At 62.9% G+C, this 20239-nt stretch carries 23 protein-coding genes; 8 read left to right on the forward strand and 15 right to left on the reverse strand.

Annotation, left to right across the window (positions count from 1 at the left end; translation table 11 throughout):
- Positions 1-112 precede the first annotated feature (112 nt).
- From thiC to LNV09_RS22970, 5 genes are read left to right on the forward strand one after another with little or no spacing between them, the layout of a single operon-like run.
- On the forward strand, positions 113-1963 hold the full coding sequence (gene thiC, locus LNV09_RS22950; RefSeq protein WP_263559390.1) for a phosphomethylpyrimidine synthase ThiC: 1851 nt from the start codon (positions 113-115) through the stop codon (positions 1961-1963).
- Positions 1960-3006 (forward strand): FAD-dependent oxidoreductase, encoded by a 1047-nt coding sequence (locus LNV09_RS22955; RefSeq protein WP_263559391.1) that lies wholly within the window; start codon positions 1960-1962, stop codon positions 3004-3006. The genes thiC and LNV09_RS22955 overlap by 4 nt, the downstream gene beginning before the upstream one ends.
- Positions 3003-3218: a sulfur carrier protein ThiS gene (thiS, locus tag LNV09_RS22960; protein WP_263559392.1), complete on the forward strand. Its 216-nt coding sequence runs from the start codon at positions 3003-3005 to the stop codon at positions 3216-3218. The genes LNV09_RS22955 and thiS overlap by 4 nt, the downstream gene beginning before the upstream one ends.
- A gap of 5 nt (positions 3219-3223) precedes the next feature.
- Entirely contained in the window at positions 3224-4051 is an 828-nt protein-coding gene (locus LNV09_RS22965) for a thiazole synthase (protein WP_263559393.1), read from the forward strand.
- Positions 4048-5664 (forward strand): bifunctional hydroxymethylpyrimidine kinase/phosphomethylpyrimidine kinase, encoded by a 1617-nt coding sequence (locus LNV09_RS22970; protein WP_263559394.1) that lies wholly within the window; start codon positions 4048-4050, stop codon positions 5662-5664. Before LNV09_RS22965 ends, LNV09_RS22970 begins: the two co-directional genes overlap by 4 nt.
- 4 nt (positions 5665-5668) lie before the next feature.
- Here the strand turns inward: LNV09_RS22970 and LNV09_RS22975 are convergent, their stop codons facing one another.
- From LNV09_RS22975 to LNV09_RS23000, 6 genes are all read right to left on the reverse strand, one after another.
- Complete coding sequence (locus tag LNV09_RS22975) at positions 5669-6235, reverse strand: DUF3455 domain-containing protein (protein WP_263559395.1); 567 nt, start codon at positions 6233-6235, stop codon at positions 5669-5671.
- Positions 6236-6555: 320 nt separating this feature from the next.
- On the reverse strand, positions 6556-7605 hold the full coding sequence (locus tag LNV09_RS22980) for an alpha/beta hydrolase family protein (protein ID WP_263559396.1): 1050 nt from the start codon (positions 7603-7605) through the stop codon (positions 6556-6558).
- A complete protein-coding gene (locus LNV09_RS22985; RefSeq protein ID WP_263559397.1) occupies positions 7602-8999 on the reverse strand; it encodes a sensor histidine kinase in 1398 nt (465 codons plus the stop codon). Before LNV09_RS22985 ends, LNV09_RS22980 begins: the two co-directional genes overlap by 4 nt.
- Positions 8996-9652 (reverse strand): response regulator, encoded by a 657-nt coding sequence (locus LNV09_RS22990; protein WP_263559398.1) that lies wholly within the window; start codon positions 9650-9652, stop codon positions 8996-8998. Before LNV09_RS22990 ends, LNV09_RS22985 begins: the two co-directional genes overlap by 4 nt.
- A gap of 116 nt (positions 9653-9768) precedes the next feature.
- The gene (locus LNV09_RS22995; protein WP_263559399.1) at positions 9769-10278 is read right to left on the reverse strand and encodes an SRPBCC family protein; all 510 of its coding nucleotides are present in this window, start codon (positions 10276-10278) and stop codon (positions 9769-9771) included.
- A 59-nt stretch (positions 10279-10337) separates the two neighbouring features.
- Entirely contained in the window at positions 10338-10634 is a 297-nt protein-coding gene (locus LNV09_RS23000; protein WP_263559400.1) for a YciI family protein, read from the reverse strand.
- Between the two features lie 196 nt (positions 10635-10830).
- Between LNV09_RS23000 and LNV09_RS23005 the strand changes: the two genes are divergently transcribed.
- Together LNV09_RS23005 and LNV09_RS23010 are read left to right on the forward strand one after the other, a co-directional pair.
- Positions 10831-11226 carry a hypothetical protein gene (locus tag LNV09_RS23005; RefSeq protein WP_263559401.1) on the forward strand — a complete coding sequence of 132 codons (396 nt, stop codon included), beginning with the start codon at positions 10831-10833 and terminating at the stop codon, positions 11224-11226.
- Positions 11227-11278: 52 nt separating this feature from the next.
- The gene (locus LNV09_RS23010) at positions 11279-11605 is read left to right on the forward strand and encodes a DnaJ family domain-containing protein (protein WP_263559402.1); all 327 of its coding nucleotides are present in this window, start codon (positions 11279-11281) and stop codon (positions 11603-11605) included.
- Between the two features lie 11 nt (positions 11606-11616).
- Here LNV09_RS23010 and LNV09_RS23015 read toward each other — a convergent pair whose 3' ends face one another.
- A complete protein-coding gene (locus tag LNV09_RS23015) occupies positions 11617-12384 on the reverse strand; it encodes an SDR family NAD(P)-dependent oxidoreductase (RefSeq protein ID WP_263559403.1) in 768 nt (255 codons plus the stop codon).
- A gap of 97 nt (positions 12385-12481) precedes the next feature.
- Here LNV09_RS23015 and LNV09_RS23020 point away from each other — a divergent pair, with 97 nt between their 5' ends.
- Positions 12482-13423 carry a LysR family transcriptional regulator gene (locus LNV09_RS23020; protein ID WP_263559404.1) on the forward strand — a complete coding sequence of 314 codons (942 nt, stop codon included), beginning with the start codon at positions 12482-12484 and terminating at the stop codon, positions 13421-13423.
- Between the two features lie 139 nt (positions 13424-13562).
- Here the strand turns inward: LNV09_RS23020 and LNV09_RS23025 are convergent, their stop codons facing one another.
- From LNV09_RS23025 to LNV09_RS23055, 8 genes are all read right to left on the reverse strand, one after another.
- Positions 13563-13952: a GFA family protein gene (locus LNV09_RS23025; protein WP_263559405.1), complete on the reverse strand. Its 390-nt coding sequence runs from the start codon at positions 13950-13952 to the stop codon at positions 13563-13565.
- Positions 13953-14256: 304 nt separating this feature from the next.
- Complete coding sequence (locus tag LNV09_RS23030) at positions 14257-14898, reverse strand: MBL fold metallo-hydrolase (protein ID WP_263559406.1); 642 nt, start codon at positions 14896-14898, stop codon at positions 14257-14259.
- Positions 14899-15381: 483 nt separating this feature from the next.
- Positions 15382-16032 carry a hypothetical protein gene (locus LNV09_RS23035; RefSeq protein WP_263559407.1) on the reverse strand — a complete coding sequence of 217 codons (651 nt, stop codon included), beginning with the start codon at positions 16030-16032 and terminating at the stop codon, positions 15382-15384.
- A gap of 123 nt (positions 16033-16155) precedes the next feature.
- A complete protein-coding gene (locus tag LNV09_RS24880) occupies positions 16156-16494 on the reverse strand; it encodes a GNAT family N-acetyltransferase (protein WP_505191000.1) in 339 nt (112 codons plus the stop codon).
- Between the two features lie 183 nt (positions 16495-16677).
- Positions 16678-17022, reverse strand: a complete 345-nt coding sequence (locus LNV09_RS23040) for a hypothetical protein (protein WP_263559408.1) — start codon at positions 17020-17022, stop codon at positions 16678-16680.
- A gap of 695 nt (positions 17023-17717) precedes the next feature.
- Positions 17718-18470, reverse strand: a complete 753-nt coding sequence (locus tag LNV09_RS23045; protein WP_263559409.1) for a sterol desaturase family protein — start codon at positions 18468-18470, stop codon at positions 17718-17720.
- A 128-nt stretch (positions 18471-18598) separates the two neighbouring features.
- Positions 18599-19081: a hypothetical protein gene (locus tag LNV09_RS23050; RefSeq protein ID WP_263559410.1), complete on the reverse strand. Its 483-nt coding sequence runs from the start codon at positions 19079-19081 to the stop codon at positions 18599-18601.
- Between the two features lie 49 nt (positions 19082-19130).
- Positions 19131-20239, reverse strand: a 1109-nt coding sequence (locus tag LNV09_RS23055; RefSeq protein WP_263559411.1) for a serine hydrolase domain-containing protein, incomplete at its 5' end; no start/stop codon positions are given.

The raw sequence follows: 20239 nt of genomic DNA on the forward strand, positions 1-20239 counted from the left end.
TTCCCGCCGAGGATGCAGGCCGAACTCCCTGGGGCAGCCGGTCTCCTCGCAACGCCACAGCGACCCTCGAGCCGGCCCTCGCAGCGCTTCACAGCCAACGCGAGATCCGACCATGAACAGCATCACCGAACCGGGCCTGAACAGCCTAGCCAGCAGCCTTGAGCTGACCCGCACGCCGCTGCCCGGCTCCAGCAAGACCTACCTCAATGGCGAGCGCAACCCCGAGCTGCGCGTGCCGATGCGGGAGATTGCACTGACCAACGGCGAACTGATCACGGTCTATGACTGCTCCGGCCCCTACACCGACATCACCGCCAAGATCGATGTCAAACACGGCCTGCCCGCCACCCGCGCCCCGTGGGTGGAGGCGCGGGGCGACACCGAGCTGTACCAAGGCCGGCCCATCCAGCTGATCGACGACGGCCTGCGCGACGCCGCGCAACAAGAGGCCTTGATGCAGATGAGCGCCGGCCTACGCCGCCAGCCCCGCCGCGCCCTGCCCGGTGCCAACGTCACGCAAATGCACTACGCGCGCCGCGGCATCGTCACGCCAGAGATGGAGTACATCGCGATCCGCGAGAACCAGCGCCTGGACTGGATGTGCGAGTACGAACAAGACGCCGAGCGCGAGGCCCGCCTGCGCGGCAATTCCTTCGGCGCCAGCATCCCGGCCGTCATCACGCCCGAGTTCGTGCGCGACGAGGTGGCACGTGGCCGTGCCGTGATCCCGGCCAATATCAACCACACCGAGTTGGAGCCGATGATCATCGGGCGTAACTTCCTGGTCAAGGTGAACGCCAATATCGGCAACTCGGCCGTCACCTCCTCAATCGAAGAAGAAGTCGAGAAGCTCGTCTGGAGCACGCGCTGGGGCGCCGACACGGTGATGGACCTCTCGACAGGTCGCAACATCCACACCACGCGCGACTGGATCATTCGCAACAGCCCCGTGCCTATCGGCACCGTGCCGATTTACCAGGCGCTGGAGAAGGTCGGCGGCGTGGCCGAGGACCTCACATGGGCGCTGTTCCGCGACACGCTGATCGAGCAGGCCGAGCAAGGCGTTGATTACTTCACCATCCATGCCGGCCTGCGTCTGCCCTTCATCCCGATGACGGTCAAGCGCCGCACCGGCATTGTCTCGCGTGGCGGGAGCATCCTGGCCAAGTGGTGCATCTCGCATCACAAGGAGAACTTCTTGTACACGCATTTCGAAGAGATTTGCGAAATCATGAAGGCCTATGACGTGACCTTCTCGCTCGGCGACGGCCTGCGTCCGGGCAGCTTGTCGGACGCCAATGACGAGGCCCAATTCGCCGAACTGCGCACGCTCGGCGAGCTGACCAAGATCGCCTGGAAGCATGAGGTGCAAACGCTGATCGAAGGCCCCGGCCATGTGCCCATGCACCTGATCCAGCAAAACATGACCGAGCAATTGAAGCATTGCGACGAGGCGCCCTTCTACACGCTGGGGCCCTTGACCACTGACATCGCGCCCGGCTATGACCACATCACCAGCGGCATTGGCGCGGCGATGATTGGCTGGTTCGGCTGCGCGATGCTTTGCTATGTCACGCCCAAGGAACACCTGGGTCTACCGAATCGCGACGACGTCAAGGCCGGGCTGATGGCCTACAAGATCGCCGCCCATGCGGCCGATGTGGCCAAGGGGCATCCGGGGGCGCGGGCTCGGGATGATGCCTTGTCCAAGGCACGCTTCGACTTCCGCTGGACCGACCAGTTCAACCTCGGCCTTGACCCCGAAACCGCACGCGACTTCCATGATGAGACCCTGCCCAAGGACAGCGCCAAGGTCGCGCATTTCTGCTCGATGTGCGGGCCGAAGTTCTGCTCGATGAAGATCACCCAGGACGTGCGCGAATACACGGCCGAGATGGAAAAGAAGAGCGCGGAGTTCAAGGCGCTAGGCAGTGAGATCTATATCCCGATTCAAGCGGTATGACTCTGTCGATAGGAATAGCGGGCGCGGGCCTGGTCGGGCGGCTGTTCGCCTGGGCCTTGGGTCGCGCCGGCCACCGCGTCGAAGTCTTCGAGGCCGGCCCCGGCCCCGAGCCACGCTTTGACGGCCAGGGTGCGGCCGCCTTCAGCGCGGCCGGCATGCTCAGCCCGCTGGCCGAATTGGACGCGGCCGAGCCCGAGGTCGCCGTGCGCGGCTTCGAGTCACTGCGCCTGTGGCCGCTGATTGCCGCCCGACTCCCCGGCCCGCCAACTTTGAAAATGAACGACAGCCTCCTGCTCGCGCATCGCCAGGACCTCGGTGCGGCGGAGCGCGTCTTGGCGCGCCTGCAGGTGAGCGGCTTCCCGGCCGCGCACAGCCTGAGCGAGGCCAAGCTGGCGGCGCTGGAACCGGCGCTGCTGCGCGGCCTGCGTGCGTGGCGGCTGCCCGGCGAAGGCTTCATCAACCCCGTCGAGGCGATGGCGGCCATGCAGCAAGACGGCAAGGCGCACTGGCATTGGGGTCGGCCTGTGAGTGCAGTCGAACCAGGCCGATTGAGACTGGCCGACGGCAATGACCTGAACTTCGACTGGGTCATCGACGCACGCGGCCTCGGCGCCAAGCCCCAGCTGCCGCTGCGCGGCGTGCGCGGCGAAGTGATCACGCTGAGCCTGGCCGCCCATGGTCTGAGACGGCCGGTGCGCCTGCTACATCCGCGCCAGCGCGTCTATCTGGTGCCACGCAGCCACGATCAACTCGTGCTCGGCGCCAGCGAGATCGAGAGCGAGGACCGCAGCCCTGTCAGCCTGCAATCGGCCGTCGAGCTGATGGCGGCCGCGCACAGCGTGATGCCGGCGCTGGCCGAGTCCCGCATCAGCCGGCTCGATGTCAATTTGCGCCCAGCCTTGAACGACAACCGCCCTTTCGCTCACTCGCAGCCCGGCCTGCTGCAGCTCAACGGCCTGTACCGCCACGGCTGGCTGTTAGCGCCGGCCTTGGTGCAAGAGCTGCTGCTGGCCAGCGGCCTGGCCAATTTGGAGACGCTATGAACGCAGAAGAAATCAATGTCTCGCTGGACGGTCAGCTCCAACGAATTCCCGCCGCAACGCCCTTGGAACATCTGCTGACCCAGCTGAGCCTGGCGCCCGAGAGCGTGGCCACCGCGCTGAATGGCGAGTTCGTCGCCCGTTCGGCGCGCGCCGCTGCCTTGCTCAAGGACGGCGACCAAGTGCTGCTGTTCAAACCCATCGTCGGAGGCTGATTCAAATGCTGCAAGAGGCAAAACCTGACCCTTGGAAGATTGACGACGTCTCTCTGACCAGCCGCCTGCTGCTGGGCAGCGCCGGCTACCCGAATCCGCAAACCTTGAGCGAGGCGATCCGGGCCTCGCAAACCGAGGTCTTGACGGTCGGCCTCAAGCGCAGCTTGCTGAGTGGAAGCCAGACCGGCGACAACGGCTTCGTCGCCATGGCCATGCGAACTGCCAAGGCGCAAGGCGCACGGCTGCTGCCCAATACCGCCGGTTGCCGTACCGCCCGCGAGGCGGTGCAATTGGCCTGCATGGCGCGCGAACTCTATGACACCACCTGGATCAAGCTAGAGGTGATTGGCGATGAGCACACGCTGCAGCCCGACCCTTTCGAGCTGCTGGCCGGCGCCGCTGAATTGGTCAAAAAAGGCTTTGCCGTCTTGCCTTATTGCACCGACGACCTGGTCTTGTGCCGACGCCTGCTGGACGCCGGCTGCGCAGTCTTGATGCCCTGGGGCGCGCCGATCGGCTCGGGCCAGGGCCTGCTCAATCCCTTTGCCTTGCGCAGCCTGCGCGAGCGCCTGCCGGACGCGACGCTGATCATTGACGCCGGCCTGGGCGCACCCTCGCATGCGGCGCGGGCGCTGGAGCTGGGCTTCGACGCGGTGCTGCTGAACTCGGCGGTGGCGCAGGCGCGCGAGCCGGTGCTGATGGCGGCCGCCTTTCGAGATGCCGTGCGAGCCGGCCGTCAGGGCTACCAAGCCGGTTTGATGAGCAGCCAGGACTTTGCCGTGCCGTCAACGCCGGTCAGCGGCCACGCTTTCCTGCTGGGAGACCCGCCATGAACTGGCTGAACGATCCACGGCCGCCCATCATCTGGAGCGTCGCCGGCACCGACAGCGGCGGCGGCGCCGGCCTGTCGGCCGACACCCGTGCGGCGGCCGCTTTCGGCCTGCATCTTTGCCCGGTGGTGGCGGCGGTAACGGCGCAAAACTCCTGCGGCGTGGAGCATGTCTTCGCCTTGCCGCGTGAGCAAGTGCTGGCGCAACTGCGCGCCTTGGCGGTGGACCAGCGGCCCAGCGTGATCAAGACCGGCCTCTTGGGTTCGGTCGACGCCGTGCATGCACTCTGCGAAGTCTTGGACGACTTGCGTCGCGACTGGCCCGTGAGCCTGGTGGTGGACCCGGTCTTGGGCGCCAGCGCCGGTGGGTCGGCCTCGGTCTTTGCTAACGCCTCATTGCTGCGGGCCTACCGCGAGCAACTGCTGCCGCGCGCCCAGCTGATCACGCCGAATCGGCGCGAGGCGGAACTGTTCTTGGGCCTGGCCCCGCGGTCGCAAAGCCGGCCGTGGATGGCCAAACAGTTGTTCGCGCTGGGCGCCCAGGCCGTGTGCATCACCGGCGGCGACGATGAGCATGATCTGGCCTTGGACTGGCTGGACTGCCCTCAAGCCAGCGGCTATATGGCCCTGCCCCGCCTGGCCCAGCGCCATCATCACGGCAGCGGCTGCACATTTGCCAGCGCAGCCGCCGCTGCCCTGGCCCGAGGCTTCGTCTGCGCCGACGCGCTCATCTTGGCCAAAATGGCCACTTGGGTGGCGGTGCGTGAGGGCCATGCAGCCGGCGCAGGCGCGGGGCCGGTGCGCGCCTCGGCCGGCTTTGTGTTTGAGCCCGCCGCGATGCCGGTGATGAGCTTTGGTGACGAGCCGATTGCCGCCGACACGCTCAGACGCTGGGCGCTGCTCTTACAGGCACAGGCTCCGGCCAAGCAATGCGCAGATTTGGGCCTTTATGCCATCACCGAGCGGCCGCACAGAGTGGCCGAGCTGGCGGCCGACGGCATCAAGCAAATCCAACTGCGCATCAAGCTGGCGCCGACAGCGAATGCAGCCGCCGAACTGCGCGCCGCGATAGCCGAGGCGCAAACAGCCGTCGCCGGCCCGCTCGGCTGCCAACTCTGGATCAATGATCATTGGCGGCTTGCCCTTGAGGAGCCGGGCGTCGGCTTGCATCTGGGCCAGGAAGACTGGGCGTCATTGAGCGCTGACGAGAGGACCCTGCTTCTGAACGTCGGCATCAAACTCGGTATTTCCAGCCACAGCTTGTGGGAGTTGGCGCGCGCGCGTGGCCTGAGCCCGAGCTATATCGCCTGCGGCCCGGTCTGGCCCACCAGCACCAAGCAGATGCCCTGGCGCCCCCAGGGCCTGGGCAATCTGGCCTGGTGGGTGCGCATGGCCGGCAGACCGGTGGTGGCGATTGGTGGCTTGCTCGAGGCCACACAGGTCCAGGCCTGCGCAGCCACCGGCGCAGCGGCGGCCTGCCTGGTGCGCGCGCTGGACACCCCAGGCGCTGACCTGGCGCAATTCAGGGCGGCCTGGAAACTGGGCCGCGAGCAGGCAGCGCCGGCGCTGCTGCCGCCTCAGCCCAGCCTCAGCGCCGGCCCTTTCGAAGCAGCGTGAAATCTCAGGGCTTGGCGGAATTGAAGAAGTAGGCTGCCTTGTAGGCGACACGCACGCTCTTGCCGGCCTGCGCCGCATTGCAGCCGTCCGCCGGTGCCTTGCCGCCGCTGGTGCTGACGCGCTGGATGCTCTGCACCGCGGCCAGCACACCGGCGCCGCTGTTCGCCTTGGCGCTCAGCAGCAACCAAGGAATGGCATTGGCATCGGGGCCGTTGTCGCGGGCTTTGACCTCGCCGACAACCTTGCTGCCGTCCGCAGACTCCCAGGTCGGGCCGCCATAATGCTTGCCGACGCTGAGGCCAGCGCTGTCGAACAACTCGGCCTCGGGCCCCTTGAAGGCCCACTCGAACTTCGTCGCGTCATCCTTGCTGACCTTGCATTCATAGATTTGCACGCCGGTGGCCTGCACTTCAAGGCTGAGGGTTTGGCCGGCCGGGGCTTTGATGGCCTCAGGGATCGCGAGCGTTGTTGGTGCCGCAGGAGCCGCCTGAGCCGCAGCACTTGCCAGCAAGGCGGTGCACAAGCAGGCGCGCTTGATGAGGGATGGGGCGAGTGCAAAAGAGTTGTTCATGCCTTGGCTCGAAAAAAAGTTTGAATGATCAGCCTGGACTCTTCCTACGGCTTAGGCTCGACATATTGCCTCGAACGATCAGCAAAATCGGAAGTCACGGCGGTGACAACAAAAAGCAGCTGCGAGCGCCACCCTTCCCAAACTACCCAGGCCGCCCAAACCACCCAACCCACCCAACCCACCTAAAAATCACGCCAACTTATCCCTCGCCACTGTGGATAAGTCTGGGGACGCCCACTTGAGCGATGCGCAGAACTCTGCATTCATCGAGCAAAAGCAAGTTTGCTGCTTTTTGCAGCAGAAAAGACAAAGCCGCGCACTCAATGCTTGGACAAGTGCGCATCGAAGAAGGCCCGGACGCTGGCATTCATCTCGCGATGAAAGGCCTGGCGGTCAAAGGGCGGCAGATCTTGGCACAGCTGCGGCGGCGCCAGCAAACCGGCAAGCCCGCCGCAGGGAACCAGAAATGAATAATGCACTGCGCCGGCCACCGCATGAAACTCAAGCTTGTCGCCCAGCGCATCGATCAGTACTTTGCCGTTCGATGCCAAGGGCACAAGCTGATCCTTCTCCCCGCTCCAAAGCTGCAGCGGCAACTGCAGCTGCGCGAGGCTGGCCGGCGTGAACGCGAAACCCAGGCCCGGCGCCGCCAGCGCTGCGGCCTTGATGCGCGGGTCGGCAAGGAATGACTCGCCCATGGCCGGCGTATCGGCCTTCAGCAAGGCCGACTGGCTCTGCGCCAACAACTGGCATGCAAACTCACCAGGCGTCTGCGCGCAATGCTTGGCGATCAGGCGCAAATCGGGCTGCGCGCCGAGCACGCTCAGCACCGTGAAGCCACCGGCCGAAAAGCCATAAGCGCCAATTCGAGCGGCATCAATCTGCGCATGGGCTGGCCAAGCCTTGAGCATATGGTCGAGCGTGCTGCGCAGCTCTTGCCCGCGCCCACTCAGCCAGCCGGGCTTGCCAACGGCGCTTTGGTCGGCGAAGTTGTCGCCGCTGTGCATCGGTGCCGCGACGATATAGCCGGCGCTGGCCAAAGCCATGGCGAGGTCCGCATGGGCCGCCATGCCGGCGCCATTGCCATGCGAGATCAAGATCAGCGGCAGGCCCTGGCCGGCCACCGGCGCACCCGCCGCAACATTCATCAGTACCAGCCCGGCCGGGGTCAGCGGCCGTGGCCGCGCGTCGGTCGGGTACCAAATGCCGATCGGCATCGCCAAGCCATTCGCCCCCTTGGTTTTGCTGAGCGAAAAGCCCACCGGATGTTCGCTGTCGATCGCATTACGCATTGCATAAGCCAGCAGCGCAGCGCCGACAAGCAACAGTGCCAGCAAGGCCAGCGCGAGCCATTTCAAAATCTTCTTCACGTGGTTTCCTGTTCATGCAAAAGGGATGGGGCCGGCAGCTCGACCAAGAAGCGGCAGCCTCGTCCACCGATGCCGGCCTCCAGGCGCAGCGTGCCGCGCATGCGCGCCACTGCCTGCGCGACGATGGCCAGGCCGAGCCCGGAGCCCGACTGCTCATTGCCCGAAACCCGGTAAAAACGCTCGAACACCAACGCCCGATCAGCGGCTGCGATGCCGGGCCCATCGTCGGCCACGGACAAACACAAACGGTCTTGCTGCTGCGACAACTCGATCAGCACTTGGCCGCCGGCCTGCACATAGCGCAAGGCATTGCCGAGCAGATTTTGCAAGACCGAGCGAAAGGCCGACTCCTCCAGCTCGAACGGCAGCCGATCGGGCGCCTCCAGCGCCAGCTCGATATCGGCAGCCATAGCCATCGGCGCGGCCAAGGCCAATTCCTGCCGCAGCAGCGCCGCGACGTCCAGGCGCGTCCACGGGGCCGGGCCGGCCGCATCGATGCGGGCCAGCTCCAGCAGCTGCGCTATAAGCCTGGACGCGCGCGCGACAGCCTGTTCCATCTGCTGCGCCGCCAATTGCCGCTCGTCCACGCCACTGGCGCGAGCCAGCACATGGGCTTGAAAGGTGATCACCGCCAGCGGTGTTCTCAACTCGTGCGCGGCGTCTTGCACAAAAGCATGTTCACGCGCAATCTTGCTGCGCAGCTGGGCAAACAATCGATCCAGCGCCTCGGTCACCGGCATCAGCTCCGCGTAGCTGGGCGCGACACCGAGCGGCGCCAGATCATCCGGGCCACGCTTGGCAATGCTGCGCGAGAGCTGGCGCAGCGGCCGCAGCCCGCGCGCCACCGCAAGCCAGGTCGGCAGCAACACAAAGGGAAATGAAATCAGCACCGACAGCGCGAGGTCCTGACTCAAGCGGGCCAGCAACCAGCTGTCGCCGCTGCGCGCCTCACCAAGCGACAGGCGCCAGCGAGCGCCGTCTATGCGCAGCACGTGATAGTTAGCGCCATTCAACTGTTGCTCTACAAAGCGCCCCGCTTCACCCTGCAATGCGGCAGCATTACTTTCGGGCGAAGGATAAAGCAGCTGCCCTTGCAGGTCGTCCAACTGCAGCAGGACGGGGAGCGGGCGGCCGGTTTGCCGGCTGCTGCTATTGAGCAGATCGGCCGCAAAAGCCACGGCCGTTTGCGCCTGCTCCGGCTGCTCGACCTTGTCCACCGCTGCGGCCAAAGCGCTTGCCCGGTCGCGCTGAACAGCATCGAGCGCCTGCTGGCTGGTCTCGCGTTGATAGTAATAGGCCAGCAGCACAGCCCAAGCCACAGCGGCCGTGCACAGCAGCGTCAACATCACGCGCCGCACCAGCGTCGGGCGCAGCAATTGTGCCAAGTAGTTCATGCCTGCAACATATAGCCGACACCGCGCACCGTGCGGATACGCTGGTTGCCGATCTTGCGGCGCAGATTGGAAACGTAAACCTCCAGCAAGCTGAACTCGAGCGCCTCGCCAAGCGGCTCCAGGCGCTGGGCCAGCAGCCCTTTGGGCACCACCACGCCGGGCTCACGCGCCAGCTCGCGCAACAGTTGAAACTCGCGCGGCGACAAGTCCAGCGGCTCGCCACTCAACTTTGCGCTGTGCGCGCGTGGCTCGATCTGCAGCTCACCTACTTGCCAAAGTTCGCTGGCCTGCTGCGCATAACGGCGCAACACAGCGCGCAGGCGCGACAGCAACTCGGCGGTCGCGAAGGGCTTGATGATGAAATCGTCGGCGCCGCCGTCCAGGCCGGCCAGCCTGTCATCCAGCGCCGAGCGCGCGGTAATCATGATGACCGGCAAAGCGACACCGGCGCTGCGCCAGCGCTTGAGCAGATCCAGCCCGCTGCCATCGGGCAGCGTGATGTCGAGCAGCGCACAGTCATAGGCTTCATCGTCAGGCGCCAGAGGTGCATCGGCGAGCCGCCGCCGCCATTCGCTGCTGACGCCTTCGGCCTTGAGCGCGCGCTGCAAGGCGGCCCCCAAGTCCAGGTCGTCTTCGATGATCAGGATGTGCATGCAAAAACTATAGCGGCACAAACCTTTAGAACAGCCAAAGCCAGCCGCTTGCCCGGTCTGGTAGCTGACCTAGCAATGCAGCAGCAGTTCTTGTTCGCCTTCGATGTCAGCTTCGGTCAAATGCCCCGTTTGATCATCGCGACCAGCTGATCCAGCGCGGCCCCCCATCCGGCTTCGAAACCCATATCGGCGTGCTTCTTGCAGCCGGCTTCATCCGCATGGATGACAGTGGCGGTATAGCGCGTACCGTCCGCGTGATCAGCGAGCTCCAGCATGGCAGTGAACATAAAGTTGGCGTCATCACTGCCACAAGTGGCCACCGGCAAGCTGGGGCGAAAGCCTGGCAGCAAGGCGTTGGTCCACACCAATTTTTCATGCGGCACGATTTCCAGATAGCAGCCCTGATTGGGGAATTGGCCACCTTCCGGCGACTGCATCGTGGTGCGGAAGCTGCCGCCGGGACGCAAGTCGATTTCGCAGTCAATCGTCGTCCACGGCAAAGGGCAAAACCAGGGCTTGAGCAACGCCGGCTCGGTCCAAGCGCGCCAAACCAGCGCTCTGGGCACCCCCACCACGCGAGTGAAACTTAGATCGAGTCTCGAATTGGCTTGATAGATGGGCTTCATGGTGACTTTCTTTCAGCGGGCCTAGGTTTCAAATTCAGCTGACAGGCAAGCTGCCAAGATCAAACCGGCACTTTGCGATCCTCAAAGGCCTTGCTCCAATGCAAGATCTCCCAGCTTTCACGCAGGCCGGCGCTGTAAAACGGGTCTTGCTTCAACAGCGCCTCGGCCGCGGCCTTGCTTTGCGCTTCGACCACCCACAAGCCGCCCACCGGTGCTTGCTCCGGCGAGTGCCGCAAGGAGCCGCCCACCAACACATGTTCGCGCTCCTGATCCAACCAGGCAATATGGGCTGCCATCCTCTGCTGGCGCAGCGGCAAGGAGTCGGCTTTATCAACAAAACGAATCGCGAACAACATAGAACAAGCTCTTTCACAAATAGCGGTTAAATAGTATCCGTCGCCCAGCATAGAACATGCCCGCAAGAGCCGGCAATGCCGGCAATGCCGGCAATGCCTGCAAGCGGTAGCGCCGGACGCGCCCGAAGACAGCATCCGGCGGCACTTGCCAGCCAAGGTCCACGACAGCGACCGAGCTGGCTTAGCATGCCCGACCATGAGCAAAATTTTCCTTTCAGCGGCCCCATCCGCCCAGCAAGCTGCGTCTGCGTCTGCGTCCGAGACTGCCCCGGCGATCGGGCTGCTCGCCCTCGCGTTTGCCCTCGCCTTTGCCCTCTCCTTGAGCGGCTGTGCATCGAGAGGGCCCGTCGTGATCGAAAGCTCCAGCCAATCGATGAGCGAGCAGGCCGATCGTTACGACCAGCGCGCGCGTGAGCTGCAGCAGTTGGGCGCCGGCCGGCAAGGCGCCGAGCTGCGCCGGCTCGCTGACAAACAGCGCCTTGACGCCAAAAGCAGCGAGCCCAAAGACTTCGTCGGGGGCGCTTTCGACCTGGTGCTCAACAGCTTGTTTCAATCCTGGCTGGCCTCCTCGCCCAAGGGGCTGCAGAAGTAGTCGTCACCAGCTTGGCATAGGATGCGAGAGCGCCAAACAAGCACAAAAAGCCATGCGTGACGATGAAATCGCCCTACACCTGCAGCAAGCGCTCGCCTCCGGCGAGTTGCAATCGGCCGAGAGTTTCGGCAAGCCGCTGGCCGCCGATGCCGGCTGGGAGGCCACGCCAGACAGCCTGCGCATGCCATTCAAGATCCTGAAGAACGCAGGCTTTGCGCCGCCCGAGGTGGCCTTGTTCCATCAGAAAGCGGCCTTGCAAGCGCAGATCGCCGCCTGCAGCGACGAGACCGAGCGGCGCCAACTGCAAGAGCAGCTCGGACAGTTGGCCCAGCAGCTGGCCTTGCGCCTGGAAGCGCTGCGCAGCAGCGGGCAGTTCTAGTCGTCTGTCATTTACACGAACATGCCGCCCGAGGCTTCGATGCGCTGGGCGTTGATCCAGCCGCTGCCGGGTGCCAGCAGCGCCGCGATGGCGCCGCCGATATCGTCCGGCAGGCCGGTGCGGCCGAGCGCGGTTTGGGCCGCCACATAACTGTTCAGTTGCGCGTTATCGCGCACCGCCCCGCCGCCAAAGTCGGTCGCAATTGCGCCAGGCGCCAGCGTGTTGACGGCAATGCCTCGTGGGCCTAGCTCCTTGGCCAGATAGCGGCTCAGCACTTCGACCGCGCCTTTCATCGCCGCATAAGCACCGTAGCCGGGCAGAGCAAAGCGGGTCAGGCCGCTGGAGATATTGACGATGCGCCCGCCGTCATTGATCAGCGGCAAGAGCTTTTGGGTCAGGAAGAAGACCCCCTTCAAGTGCACATTCATCAACTCGTCGAACTGCGCCTCGCTGGTGTCCTTCAGGCTGGCGTGGTGGCCCAGGCCGGCGTTATTGACCAGGTGATCGAAGCGCTCACGCTGCCAGGTCTGCGCCAGCGCAGCCTTGACGGCGGCGGCAAAGGCCGGGAAAGCGAGGCTGTCGCCCACGTCCAGCGGCAGCGCCACGGCGCGGCGGCCGAGCGCCTGGATGGCGGCAACGGTCGCCTCGGCTTCGGCGCGGGCGCTGCGGTAGCTCAGGATGATGTCGCTGCCCTGGGCGGCGAGATGCAGGGCGGTGTTCTTGCCGAGACCGCGGCTGCCGCCGGTAATCAGGGCTATGGGGGTGTTGATCGTGTTCATGGGTCACTCCTTGTTTGGGATGTAGAGAAGTCTATTGACATCCAAATTACACATAAACCCATGAATTTCAATTTGACTGTTCGTTAATAATCCAACAATGGACCCTCTTGAACGCCTGCAAGTCTTTCACCGCGTGGCCGAACTGGCCAGTTTCACGCAAGCGGCGCTGAGCCTGGGCCTGCCCAAGGCGAGTGCGTCCAGCGCCGTCCAGCAGCTCGAAAGCCAGCTCGGCGCGCGCCTGCTGCACCGCACGACAAGGCGAGTCCAGCTGACCCAGGACGGGCAGGCCTTTTACGAGCGCAGCAAGGATGTGCTGGCCGATATGGAGGAGCTGCAGGCGATGTTCGCTCAGCAGCCCGGCGCGGCCGGCTTGAGCGGACGCGTGCGCGTCGATATGAGCACCGCCATCGCCCGCAATTTTGTTATCCCGCGCCTGCCCGAACTCTTGCAGGCGCATCCCTTGCTAGCGCTTGAAATAAGCAGCACCGAGCGCCGCGTGGACCTGGTGCGCGAGGGTTTTGATTGCGTGCTGCGCGTCGGCAGTGTGGTCGACGCCAGCTTGATTGCGCGCCCCTTGGGTCTGCTGCGTATGGTCAACTGCGCCAGCCCGGCCTATCTGGCCCGGCATGGTGTGCCCCTCTCCTTGGCTGACTTGGCGGACCCGGCGCAAGACCACCGACTGGTGCATTTTGTCAGCATCCTGGGCGCCAAGCCGGGCGGATTTGATTACCTGGACGAGACCGGCCAGCCGCGCAGCTTGGGCTTGCCGGGCTCGGTGACCGTCAACAATGCCGACGCTTATCAAGCCGCCTGCCTGGCCGGCCTCGGCCTGATCCAGGTACCGGTGACGGGCGTGCGCGATGCGCTGCTGCGGGATGCCCTGCAAAGCGGCTCGTTGGTCGAAGTCTTGCCCGAGTTCACCGCCCCGGCCATGCCGATCAACCTGCTCTATGCCAACCGGCGCAATTTATCCAGACGCGTGCGGGTCGTGATGGACTGGCTGGCCGGCGTGATCGCTGACGCGCAATTGGACTCTTAGCTTGCCGGCATGGGCGGAGCACCCTCAGCCAAGCCATGGCCCGGCCGTGCATGGCGTCCTTTGTCCAGATTGCGGTTCCAGCCTCGAAATGGCTTCACGGACAAGTATCTTGTTGCTTGCTGGCTTGTGGCTTGCCGAGCTAGAACCAGTAATCGCCAACACAGCGGCCATCGCGCGGCAGGTCTTCAAACGTGTCCAGTCCGTCAAAATGGTCGATCGGAATCTGGGCGACCGCCGCCGGCTCGGCCAGGCGCAAATTGACCGCGATGCGGCGCCGGCCCAACTCGTCGAGCTTTTTGCCGCGCCAGAAAGCCACACATCCGCAGCCAGGGCAGAAATGGAAGCCAAGTGCCGTGCCGCGCTCGAAGGCCTGCGTCTTCCCCGCCACGTGAATGCCCTCGTTCTCGTAGTCATAGGCCCATAAGACGCCATAACGTCTGCAGGCGGTGCAATTGCATGCGGTGGCGCCATCAGGCTGCCCCGCAAACGTCCAGCGCACGGCGCCACACAAACAAGTTCCTTCAATCATGACTCTCTCCTTGATGCTGCTAAGCCCAACATGCGCTTGAACAAAGGGGTTTTGACATAGAGATTTTGGACAAGATCCAAGCATCAGACCGATCTACCGGGATGGCGGGCTGCCGGGCTGGGGGGGCTGGGGGGCTATTGGCCTCAATCTTCCACACACGGCGCCGCTCTCCGCTCGACTGCTTGCGGGATGGGCAACTCGACAGCAGCGCTCGCGACGTCAAAGCGGCCTGCCTTGATCACCTCGTAATTTGCCATTTCATCGCCACGACTTGACGCGAGCTTATCAACTGAATGAGCGCGTTTCAATGCTCGCGCACATAGGGATTGCTGCGCCGCTCCTCGCCAAAGCTGCTCTCGGGACCATGGCCGGGAATGAACACCGTGGCGTCGCCCATCGGCCACAGGCGCTGCTTGATCGACGCAATCAAGGTGGCGTGATCACCGCCGGGGAAATCGCTGCGACCGACGCCGCCCGCGAACAGCACATCACCAACGAAAGCACGCCCGGCCGCGGGTGAATGAAACACCACATGACCGGGCGTGTGACCCGGGCAGTGGCGCACATTCAGGATCTGCTTGCCAATGCTGACCGTGTCGCCGTCGGCCAGCCAGCGCGTTGGCGTGAAGCTCTCGGCCGGCGGAAAGCCGAACATCTGGCTCTGCTTGGCCAGGCCGTCGATCCAAAATTGATCGCCCGGATGCGGGCCGATGATGGGCAAGCCCTGCTCGCGCGCGAGTTGGCCGGTACCGCCGGCATGGTCGATATGCGCATGGGTCAACCAGATCGCCTTGAGCGTCAGGCCATGCTGCTGCGCAGCAGCAAGGATGCGCAGCAAGTCGCCGCCCGGATCGATGACGGCTGCGTCCAGGGTTTCGTCGCACCAGACGATGGAGCAGTTTTGCTGGAAGGCGGTGACGGGGATGGTCAGGTAGCGAAGCGTCATGGCAGAAGAGGAGTCGGATAACAAAGTTTCAAAACTGAAAACATAGTTTCAAAACTGCGTTTGCGGGACACGACCCATGGCAAAACATAGTCTCAAAACGCGTTGAACCAAAACAACTTTTGGGCGAGCGACCTACTCCCCTCCAGCCATGTCTACGCGGCAGGAGTATGGCTCGATTCGGTCCGAGCCATGCTGGTTGGTGTTGGGTCTCGAATGTGCAGCGGTCATTCAGGTGAGGAGTTCACGAAGTCCTCGGTCAACTTCAGCCGAATGGCCGCTGCTTGACCCGCCGAATGTGCGCTAACGACTCGATAGGAGTCGCGCGGTCCTTCATAGTCAGTGGCAGCAGCGTGCCCTAAGCCTAAGTCCAGCGAACATCTGGACAAGGCTGATGGCGGTCCTCCAGGCCTCTTCATGCCGATGTCAGCTCCGCCCGAATGCCGCCGTCGAGGGTGCCGTACCTTTGAACCAGCCATTCGGCGATCATCTGCGGTCCGGAATACAGACCGCCACGCTACCGCCGCCTCCGGCCTGCACGGTCGTGCCGCGCATGCCGCCGGACAGCGACGCCCCAGCCCCGAATCCCCTGCCGGTGCTGCTTCCATGGCCGAAAGGGTCCGCCTGCGAGCTGGCCGTCGGGACACTCTCGTAGTGTCCCGATACGTGCTGGGTTGTGCCGTCGGCAAGCTGCTCCTCCAGCGTGCATTCCTTGGAACCCAGCGATGCTGCGATGCGATCGTTCAGCGTGCGACGAACTGAGTTGCTGCGCGGGTCGGACAACGCCGGATTGCGCTTCGTGAGCGTAGAGGTGCTTGCGTTGCTCGGCGGCAGGCTTAGATTCAGCGGCGCCAGGGCGCTGGCAGCCTCTGGTGCGCTTGCCATCGCCAGTTGTTCGCCAACAACGATAGACGCCGAACCGCTGCCGGGAAACCTAGGCAATGCGGACGTATTTCGGATCACCTGAGCCACGTCGCGTCGTTGAAGCGTCCGTGTGCTTAGCGGCAGCGACGAAATTTTGGGGGGCTTGATCGAGACGAGCATGAGCCGCTCGGTCGGTACCGGCGATGTCGTATGTTTGGTACTCAGCAAAACTCCCAGCAAACTGGCATGTAAGGCCCCAAGCAGCACCATCAAACCGGCCCGTCCACCGCCCGCCCGGGGGCTCAACGCTCGCCTCAATATTCGATCCCCTGATAACTCCGCAATCCAGCATTTCGTGTGCCAGCTCGTATTTTTCATTCCTATACCAGGAAACGCCTATTCGGCCGCTGGCTTCAACCGGGCGGTGCCCCACCAGCAAGGTGCAACGTCATACGTGATCTCAGCAGTGCCAAATGCGGAGGATATGGTGTGAAAGCCGACTGTGGCTACTACGTTAACGCCGCCTTGGAGAAGGACAAAGCGAATTGGTTTAGTTGGCTCGCCGGTCAGGGTGCGCTGAATCTCAGCGCGAACGTCTTCCACTGTGGTGGCAGTAGAACTTGTGTGCTCCTTCACCTCTGGCAGGCGGGCATAACTTGCCCACGTGGCAGCATCGTCGAGCCGAGAGGGGCAGACCACGAAACCTTGTATTGCTGGTGTCTGCATGGGGCTCATACTTGGTGCGGCCTAACGAAGCTGAGGGGCCGTAGCCAGCTGGCCGCGCGAAGCTGAAAATATACAGGCAGCGGAGCGCGGCCAGCTGGCAGAGGTCCACTCGAGCGCCTGGTTAGGCGGCACGATGGCAGGCGACCAGAAAGGCGCAGAGGCCAACGGCTGAATCCACAGAGAGCTGCGGCCCTAGCTGCACTGCTCGTTGATGTCGATCGGGCCATACAGCTTATGCGTTCCGCCGAAACCACCTACTTGCCTGACATACACATGTGCCCTGGACTCGTGAAGAGCAATCCAGTATGCATAGCCATCGTTGACCATCGGGCCAGAGGCTGGCAGCAGGCTAATGGCAGAAATTTTGGATTCGGTCGGAAGTTCTGGCGCGAGCTTGAAGTCGCGCTTTACGCCAAGAGTGGTAAAGCACGGCGATAGTCGCTTGGACACCAGCGCGACCAGCTCGCGATCAGTTTGCGACGCAGGCTCCTTCAGCTGTGCATGCGCACAGGGGAATGCAACAGCTAAAGCAGCCATGGCTGAGAACGGTCTAATCCGGTAGACAAACATGTATTGACGCCTAACGTTGAAGCTGAGGGGCCGGAGCCAGCTGGCCGCGCGGAGCTGAAAATATACAGGCAGCGTAGCGCGGCCAGCTGGCGGAGGTCCACTCGAGCGAATGGTTAGGCGTCACGTTTTGCAACCAAAAACCAACAAGTAGCGCCGGGCAGAGCCGATAGGACAAAGATACCAGCCATAAGCACTCCCGTGATTATTTGGTCTGTCATCCCATAGTCTGAAGACCCGCCTTGAAGGGAAAACGGCGCAGACAACACCGCCGCAAGCAGTGCCGATGCCAACAAGAATTTCCGAATCGTACGGGCGCCGAGGCGAAGGAATGCTGTTCCGGCTGCGTATGAAAGCAGAGCGAGTAGGACGTAAATTATTGGCGATGCAATGAGGAGAGCCCCAAGCGCTCTTTGAGGAGCATCGTCCGCCTCTCCGTTGATGATGGCGACTGGCTGACTAAGTTCGTAGGCCGCAATCATCAGCACGGGTAAAAGTGCGGCGAGCGGAGCAACGAGGCTGGCGATAACTTTGCGAGGAACCCTCATTTGACGCCTAACGTTGAAGCTAACCGGCCCGGAACGGCGAAGTGCCGCAGGGCAAGAATGAAATGATGCCCGAAGGCGCGGCGCCGTGTAGGGTCCGGTTGAGCGACAGGTTAGCCGTCATTTTTGCGCTGTTGGCACCAGTGTTCCCATAACACGGTCCCAGAACGTAAAGTAAAAGCTGTAGTTTCCACGCCCATGTCGATGGTGGTGTGCGTGAAGTGAAGATGTGTTCATCCATCGACCCGCCCAATGCCCCGATACAGATTCTGGGTAGAACTCTCTTCCGCAGTGGCCATAGACGTTGTAGGCAGTGGAAAGCGTTTGGAAGATCAGGAACGCCAGTGGGTGAACGGGAATGATGAAGATGATTGCAATGACGATGAGTGCTTCGGCAAGAGCTTCACTCCATCCAAAACTGTAGGCAGCGAAGGCGGTTGGGTAAACTGACTCATGGTGCTGCCTATGCATTTTGGCGAACAGAAGGCGCGAGTGCATGACTCGATGCAGCCAATAGAAGAGTGTGTCATGAAGAGCAAGCATGACGGGAATGCTTGTCCAGAACCACCAAGTAGGAAACTCTGTGACTTTGAAGTAGAGGCGGCTCGAGTGCAGTAGCCCATAGCCGAAGAGGATGGCATTCACGGCGGCGAAGATCAGCAGTGTGAGGGTCGATTGACCAAGCTCTCTCCGTAGATTGGGATTCAACTGAAACTTGGGCGGCCGATCAATGTGTGGGCGCCCGCGTGGATGCGGGCGAGACGGGTCAGAAAGATGGAAAGCGATTGACGCAAACAATGCGAAGCGCAAACCATAGAGAAGGAACGCGTAGAGCGCTGGAACGAGAACGCCGTAGGTTGGTTGCAGCGACATGGTGGCGGTGACGGCTAACGTTGAAGCTGAGGGGCCGGAGCCAGTTGGCCGCGCGGAGCTGAAAATATACAGGCAGCGTAGCGCGGCCAGCTGGCGGAGGTCCACTCGAGCGCAGGGTTAGCCCGCATTTACGTGGAAGAGGTGACACTTGGACGAGCGCTAGTGAAGGCTACTGCGAAGCCGACACCGGCAAGGCCCCAAACGATAGCCGCAACGATTTCAAATGTGTTGATCAGCTCAGGTCGAAGAAATGCGACTGGTATTACGGCGAATGCGCGCAGCAGGGAGATCCCGGCGATGGAAACCAGTAGCAGCCTGAGCATAGGCAGCCTAGGAATATGTCCAAGCGCTGAAAACGCAGCCGCTGCGCAGAGCGCCATCAAGGCGGCAATCGCGGCCGAACCCACCGGAGCCAACAGCGTGCCTGTTCTGGAGGACTCGACTACAGCGGGCGGTGCGCCAAAGAACTTGAACCATGACGCACCGCCGAAGATCGCGCCAATGTGGATGATCACACCAACCATGGCGATAGCTGCGGCTAGGCATATCCACGCGATTGACGGAAATTTCAATGACACCCTAGGTTGAGTCGCGAGCTTGGTGAAAGACATGTTGGGCAAGTTCTGTTTGTGCGGGCTACGTTTGAGTTCACCCGCACTCTCATTGGACTAGGTCGAGATCGAGCCCAAGATGTGCCCCAGGCAAGATCTGACGAACTGCTGCCTTGGCCTGAGGCATTCCGCTCTCTGTGGCCGCGAGGACTACGACAGCATCATTCGAAATCAAGTCAGCCATTGCCAATGCCCGAAATCCCGGGTTGTTGCCCCAGTGCCAGATGACGCGATGCTCCGATGACTGCTCGATAGCCCACCCGAGCCCCCAGTAGACGCCGGGCGCACCCGGCACAGAGACCGAGGACTCTGTTATGAGGCTCAGGAGGCGTTGGTCCTTGAGCGTGGCTACAATGAACCGCCCGTAGTCAGACGCGGTGGTGTAGAGAGAGCTTGCAGCGATTTCATGAGGGAAGCGGAGCTGACGGATCTGACCAGAGGCGGAGCGCCCGGGAACCAGGGAGTGCGCGACATGCTCGGTGAGTTTGAACGCTGTGTCTTGCAAGCCGAGTGGTTCGAACAGCTCTGCAGAGGCCAGGGCATTCAAAGGCATGCCCGTCAGTTTGTGCAAGACATGCTGGAGAAGCACGTAGCCTTCGCCTGAGTAGCGCCAACCTGCGCCGGGCTCAATGGACAGCCGAAGTGGTGCTTTGCTGGACCAGTTCGGTAGTCCCGAAGTGTGCGACAGCAGATTGCGCACGGTCAGCTTCTTCAGCACGTCGCGGGGCACGATGTCCACGACGGGCGACTCGTGCAGCGCGAACAGATTTTGCCGATGAACGTAGCCATCCGGGAGAACTTCGCTGACTGGTTGATCGAGATCCAATTTACCGCGCAACATCAGCTTCAGCGCCAAGGTTGCTACGATGGGCTTGGAGAGCGATGCAGCTTGGAAGATTGCGGATGACCCAGAGGAAGTGCGACAGCTGCCTTCCGCCGGGGGCTCGATCAGCTGAGCTTTGCGAATCTTCGCAACCGCGAACGTACAACCGGTTTCAGATGAAGGCGTGGCAAACTCCACTGATGCAGCCCGTGCAATGCCGGGAAGCGCGGCCAGCACTCCGGCTACGCGCAGCAGAACCTGACGCCGTGGAACTGATCTCATAGTGCGCTGGTGCGGGCTAACGTCGAAGCTGAGGGGCCGCAGCCAGCTGGCCG

The organism is Paucibacter sp. B2R-40 (assembly GCF_025717555.1).
Taxonomy (GTDB): Bacteria; Pseudomonadota; Gammaproteobacteria; order Burkholderiales; family Burkholderiaceae_C; genus Paucibacter_A.

Excerpts from the sequence above, each read along its gene's own strand:
- LNV09_RS22990 (WP_263559398.1), bottom strand. The coding sequence starts at position 9,652 with ATGCACATCCTGATCATCGAAGACGACCTGGACTTGGGGGCCGCCTTG.
- thiS (WP_263559392.1), top strand. The coding sequence starts at position 3,003 with ATGAACGCAGAAGAAATCAATGTCTCGCTGGACGGTCAGCTCCAACGA.
- LNV09_RS23040 (WP_263559408.1), bottom strand. The coding sequence starts at position 17,022 with ATGGCTGCTTTAGCTGTTGCATTCCCCTGTGCGCATGCACAGCTGAAG.
- LNV09_RS22985 (WP_263559397.1), bottom strand. The coding sequence starts at position 8,999 with ATGAACTACTTGGCACAATTGCTGCGCCCGACGCTGGTGCGGCGCGTG.
- LNV09_RS23045 (WP_263559409.1), bottom strand. The coding sequence starts at position 18,470 with ATGTCGCTGCAACCAACCTACGGCGTTCTCGTTCCAGCGCTCTACGCG.
- LNV09_RS22995 (WP_263559399.1), bottom strand. The coding sequence starts at position 10,278 with ATGAAGCCCATCTATCAAGCCAATTCGAGACTCGATCTAAGTTTCACT.
- LNV09_RS22965 (WP_263559393.1), top strand. The coding sequence starts at position 3,224 with ATGCTGCAAGAGGCAAAACCTGACCCTTGGAAGATTGACGACGTCTCT.
- LNV09_RS23010 (WP_263559402.1), top strand. The coding sequence starts at position 11,279 with ATGCGTGACGATGAAATCGCCCTACACCTGCAGCAAGCGCTCGCCTCC.
- thiC (WP_263559390.1), top strand. The coding sequence starts at position 113 with ATGAACAGCATCACCGAACCGGGCCTGAACAGCCTAGCCAGCAGCCTT.
- LNV09_RS23005 (WP_263559401.1), top strand. The coding sequence starts at position 10,831 with ATGAGCAAAATTTTCCTTTCAGCGGCCCCATCCGCCCAGCAAGCTGCG.
- LNV09_RS22955 (WP_263559391.1), top strand. The coding sequence starts at position 1,960 with ATGACTCTGTCGATAGGAATAGCGGGCGCGGGCCTGGTCGGGCGGCTG.
- LNV09_RS22970 (WP_263559394.1), top strand. The coding sequence starts at position 4,048 with ATGAACTGGCTGAACGATCCACGGCCGCCCATCATCTGGAGCGTCGCC.
- LNV09_RS23030 (WP_263559406.1), bottom strand. The coding sequence starts at position 14,898 with ATGACGCTTCGCTACCTGACCATCCCCGTCACCGCCTTCCAGCAAAAC.
- LNV09_RS23050 (WP_263559410.1), bottom strand. The coding sequence starts at position 19,081 with ATGTCTTTCACCAAGCTCGCGACTCAACCTAGGGTGTCATTGAAATTT.
- LNV09_RS23020 (WP_263559404.1), top strand. The coding sequence starts at position 12,482 with ATGGACCCTCTTGAACGCCTGCAAGTCTTTCACCGCGTGGCCGAACTG.
- LNV09_RS22975 (WP_263559395.1), bottom strand. The coding sequence starts at position 6,235 with ATGAACAACTCTTTTGCACTCGCCCCATCCCTCATCAAGCGCGCCTGC.
- LNV09_RS24880 (WP_505191000.1), bottom strand. The coding sequence starts at position 16,494 with ATGAGCCCCATGCAGACACCAGCAATACAAGGTTTCGTGGTCTGCCCC.
- LNV09_RS23000 (WP_263559400.1), bottom strand. The coding sequence starts at position 10,634 with ATGTTGTTCGCGATTCGTTTTGTTGATAAAGCCGACTCCTTGCCGCTG.
- LNV09_RS23025 (WP_263559405.1), bottom strand. The coding sequence starts at position 13,952 with ATGATTGAAGGAACTTGTTTGTGTGGCGCCGTGCGCTGGACGTTTGCG.
- LNV09_RS23015 (WP_263559403.1), bottom strand. The coding sequence starts at position 12,384 with ATGAACACGATCAACACCCCCATAGCCCTGATTACCGGCGGCAGCCGC.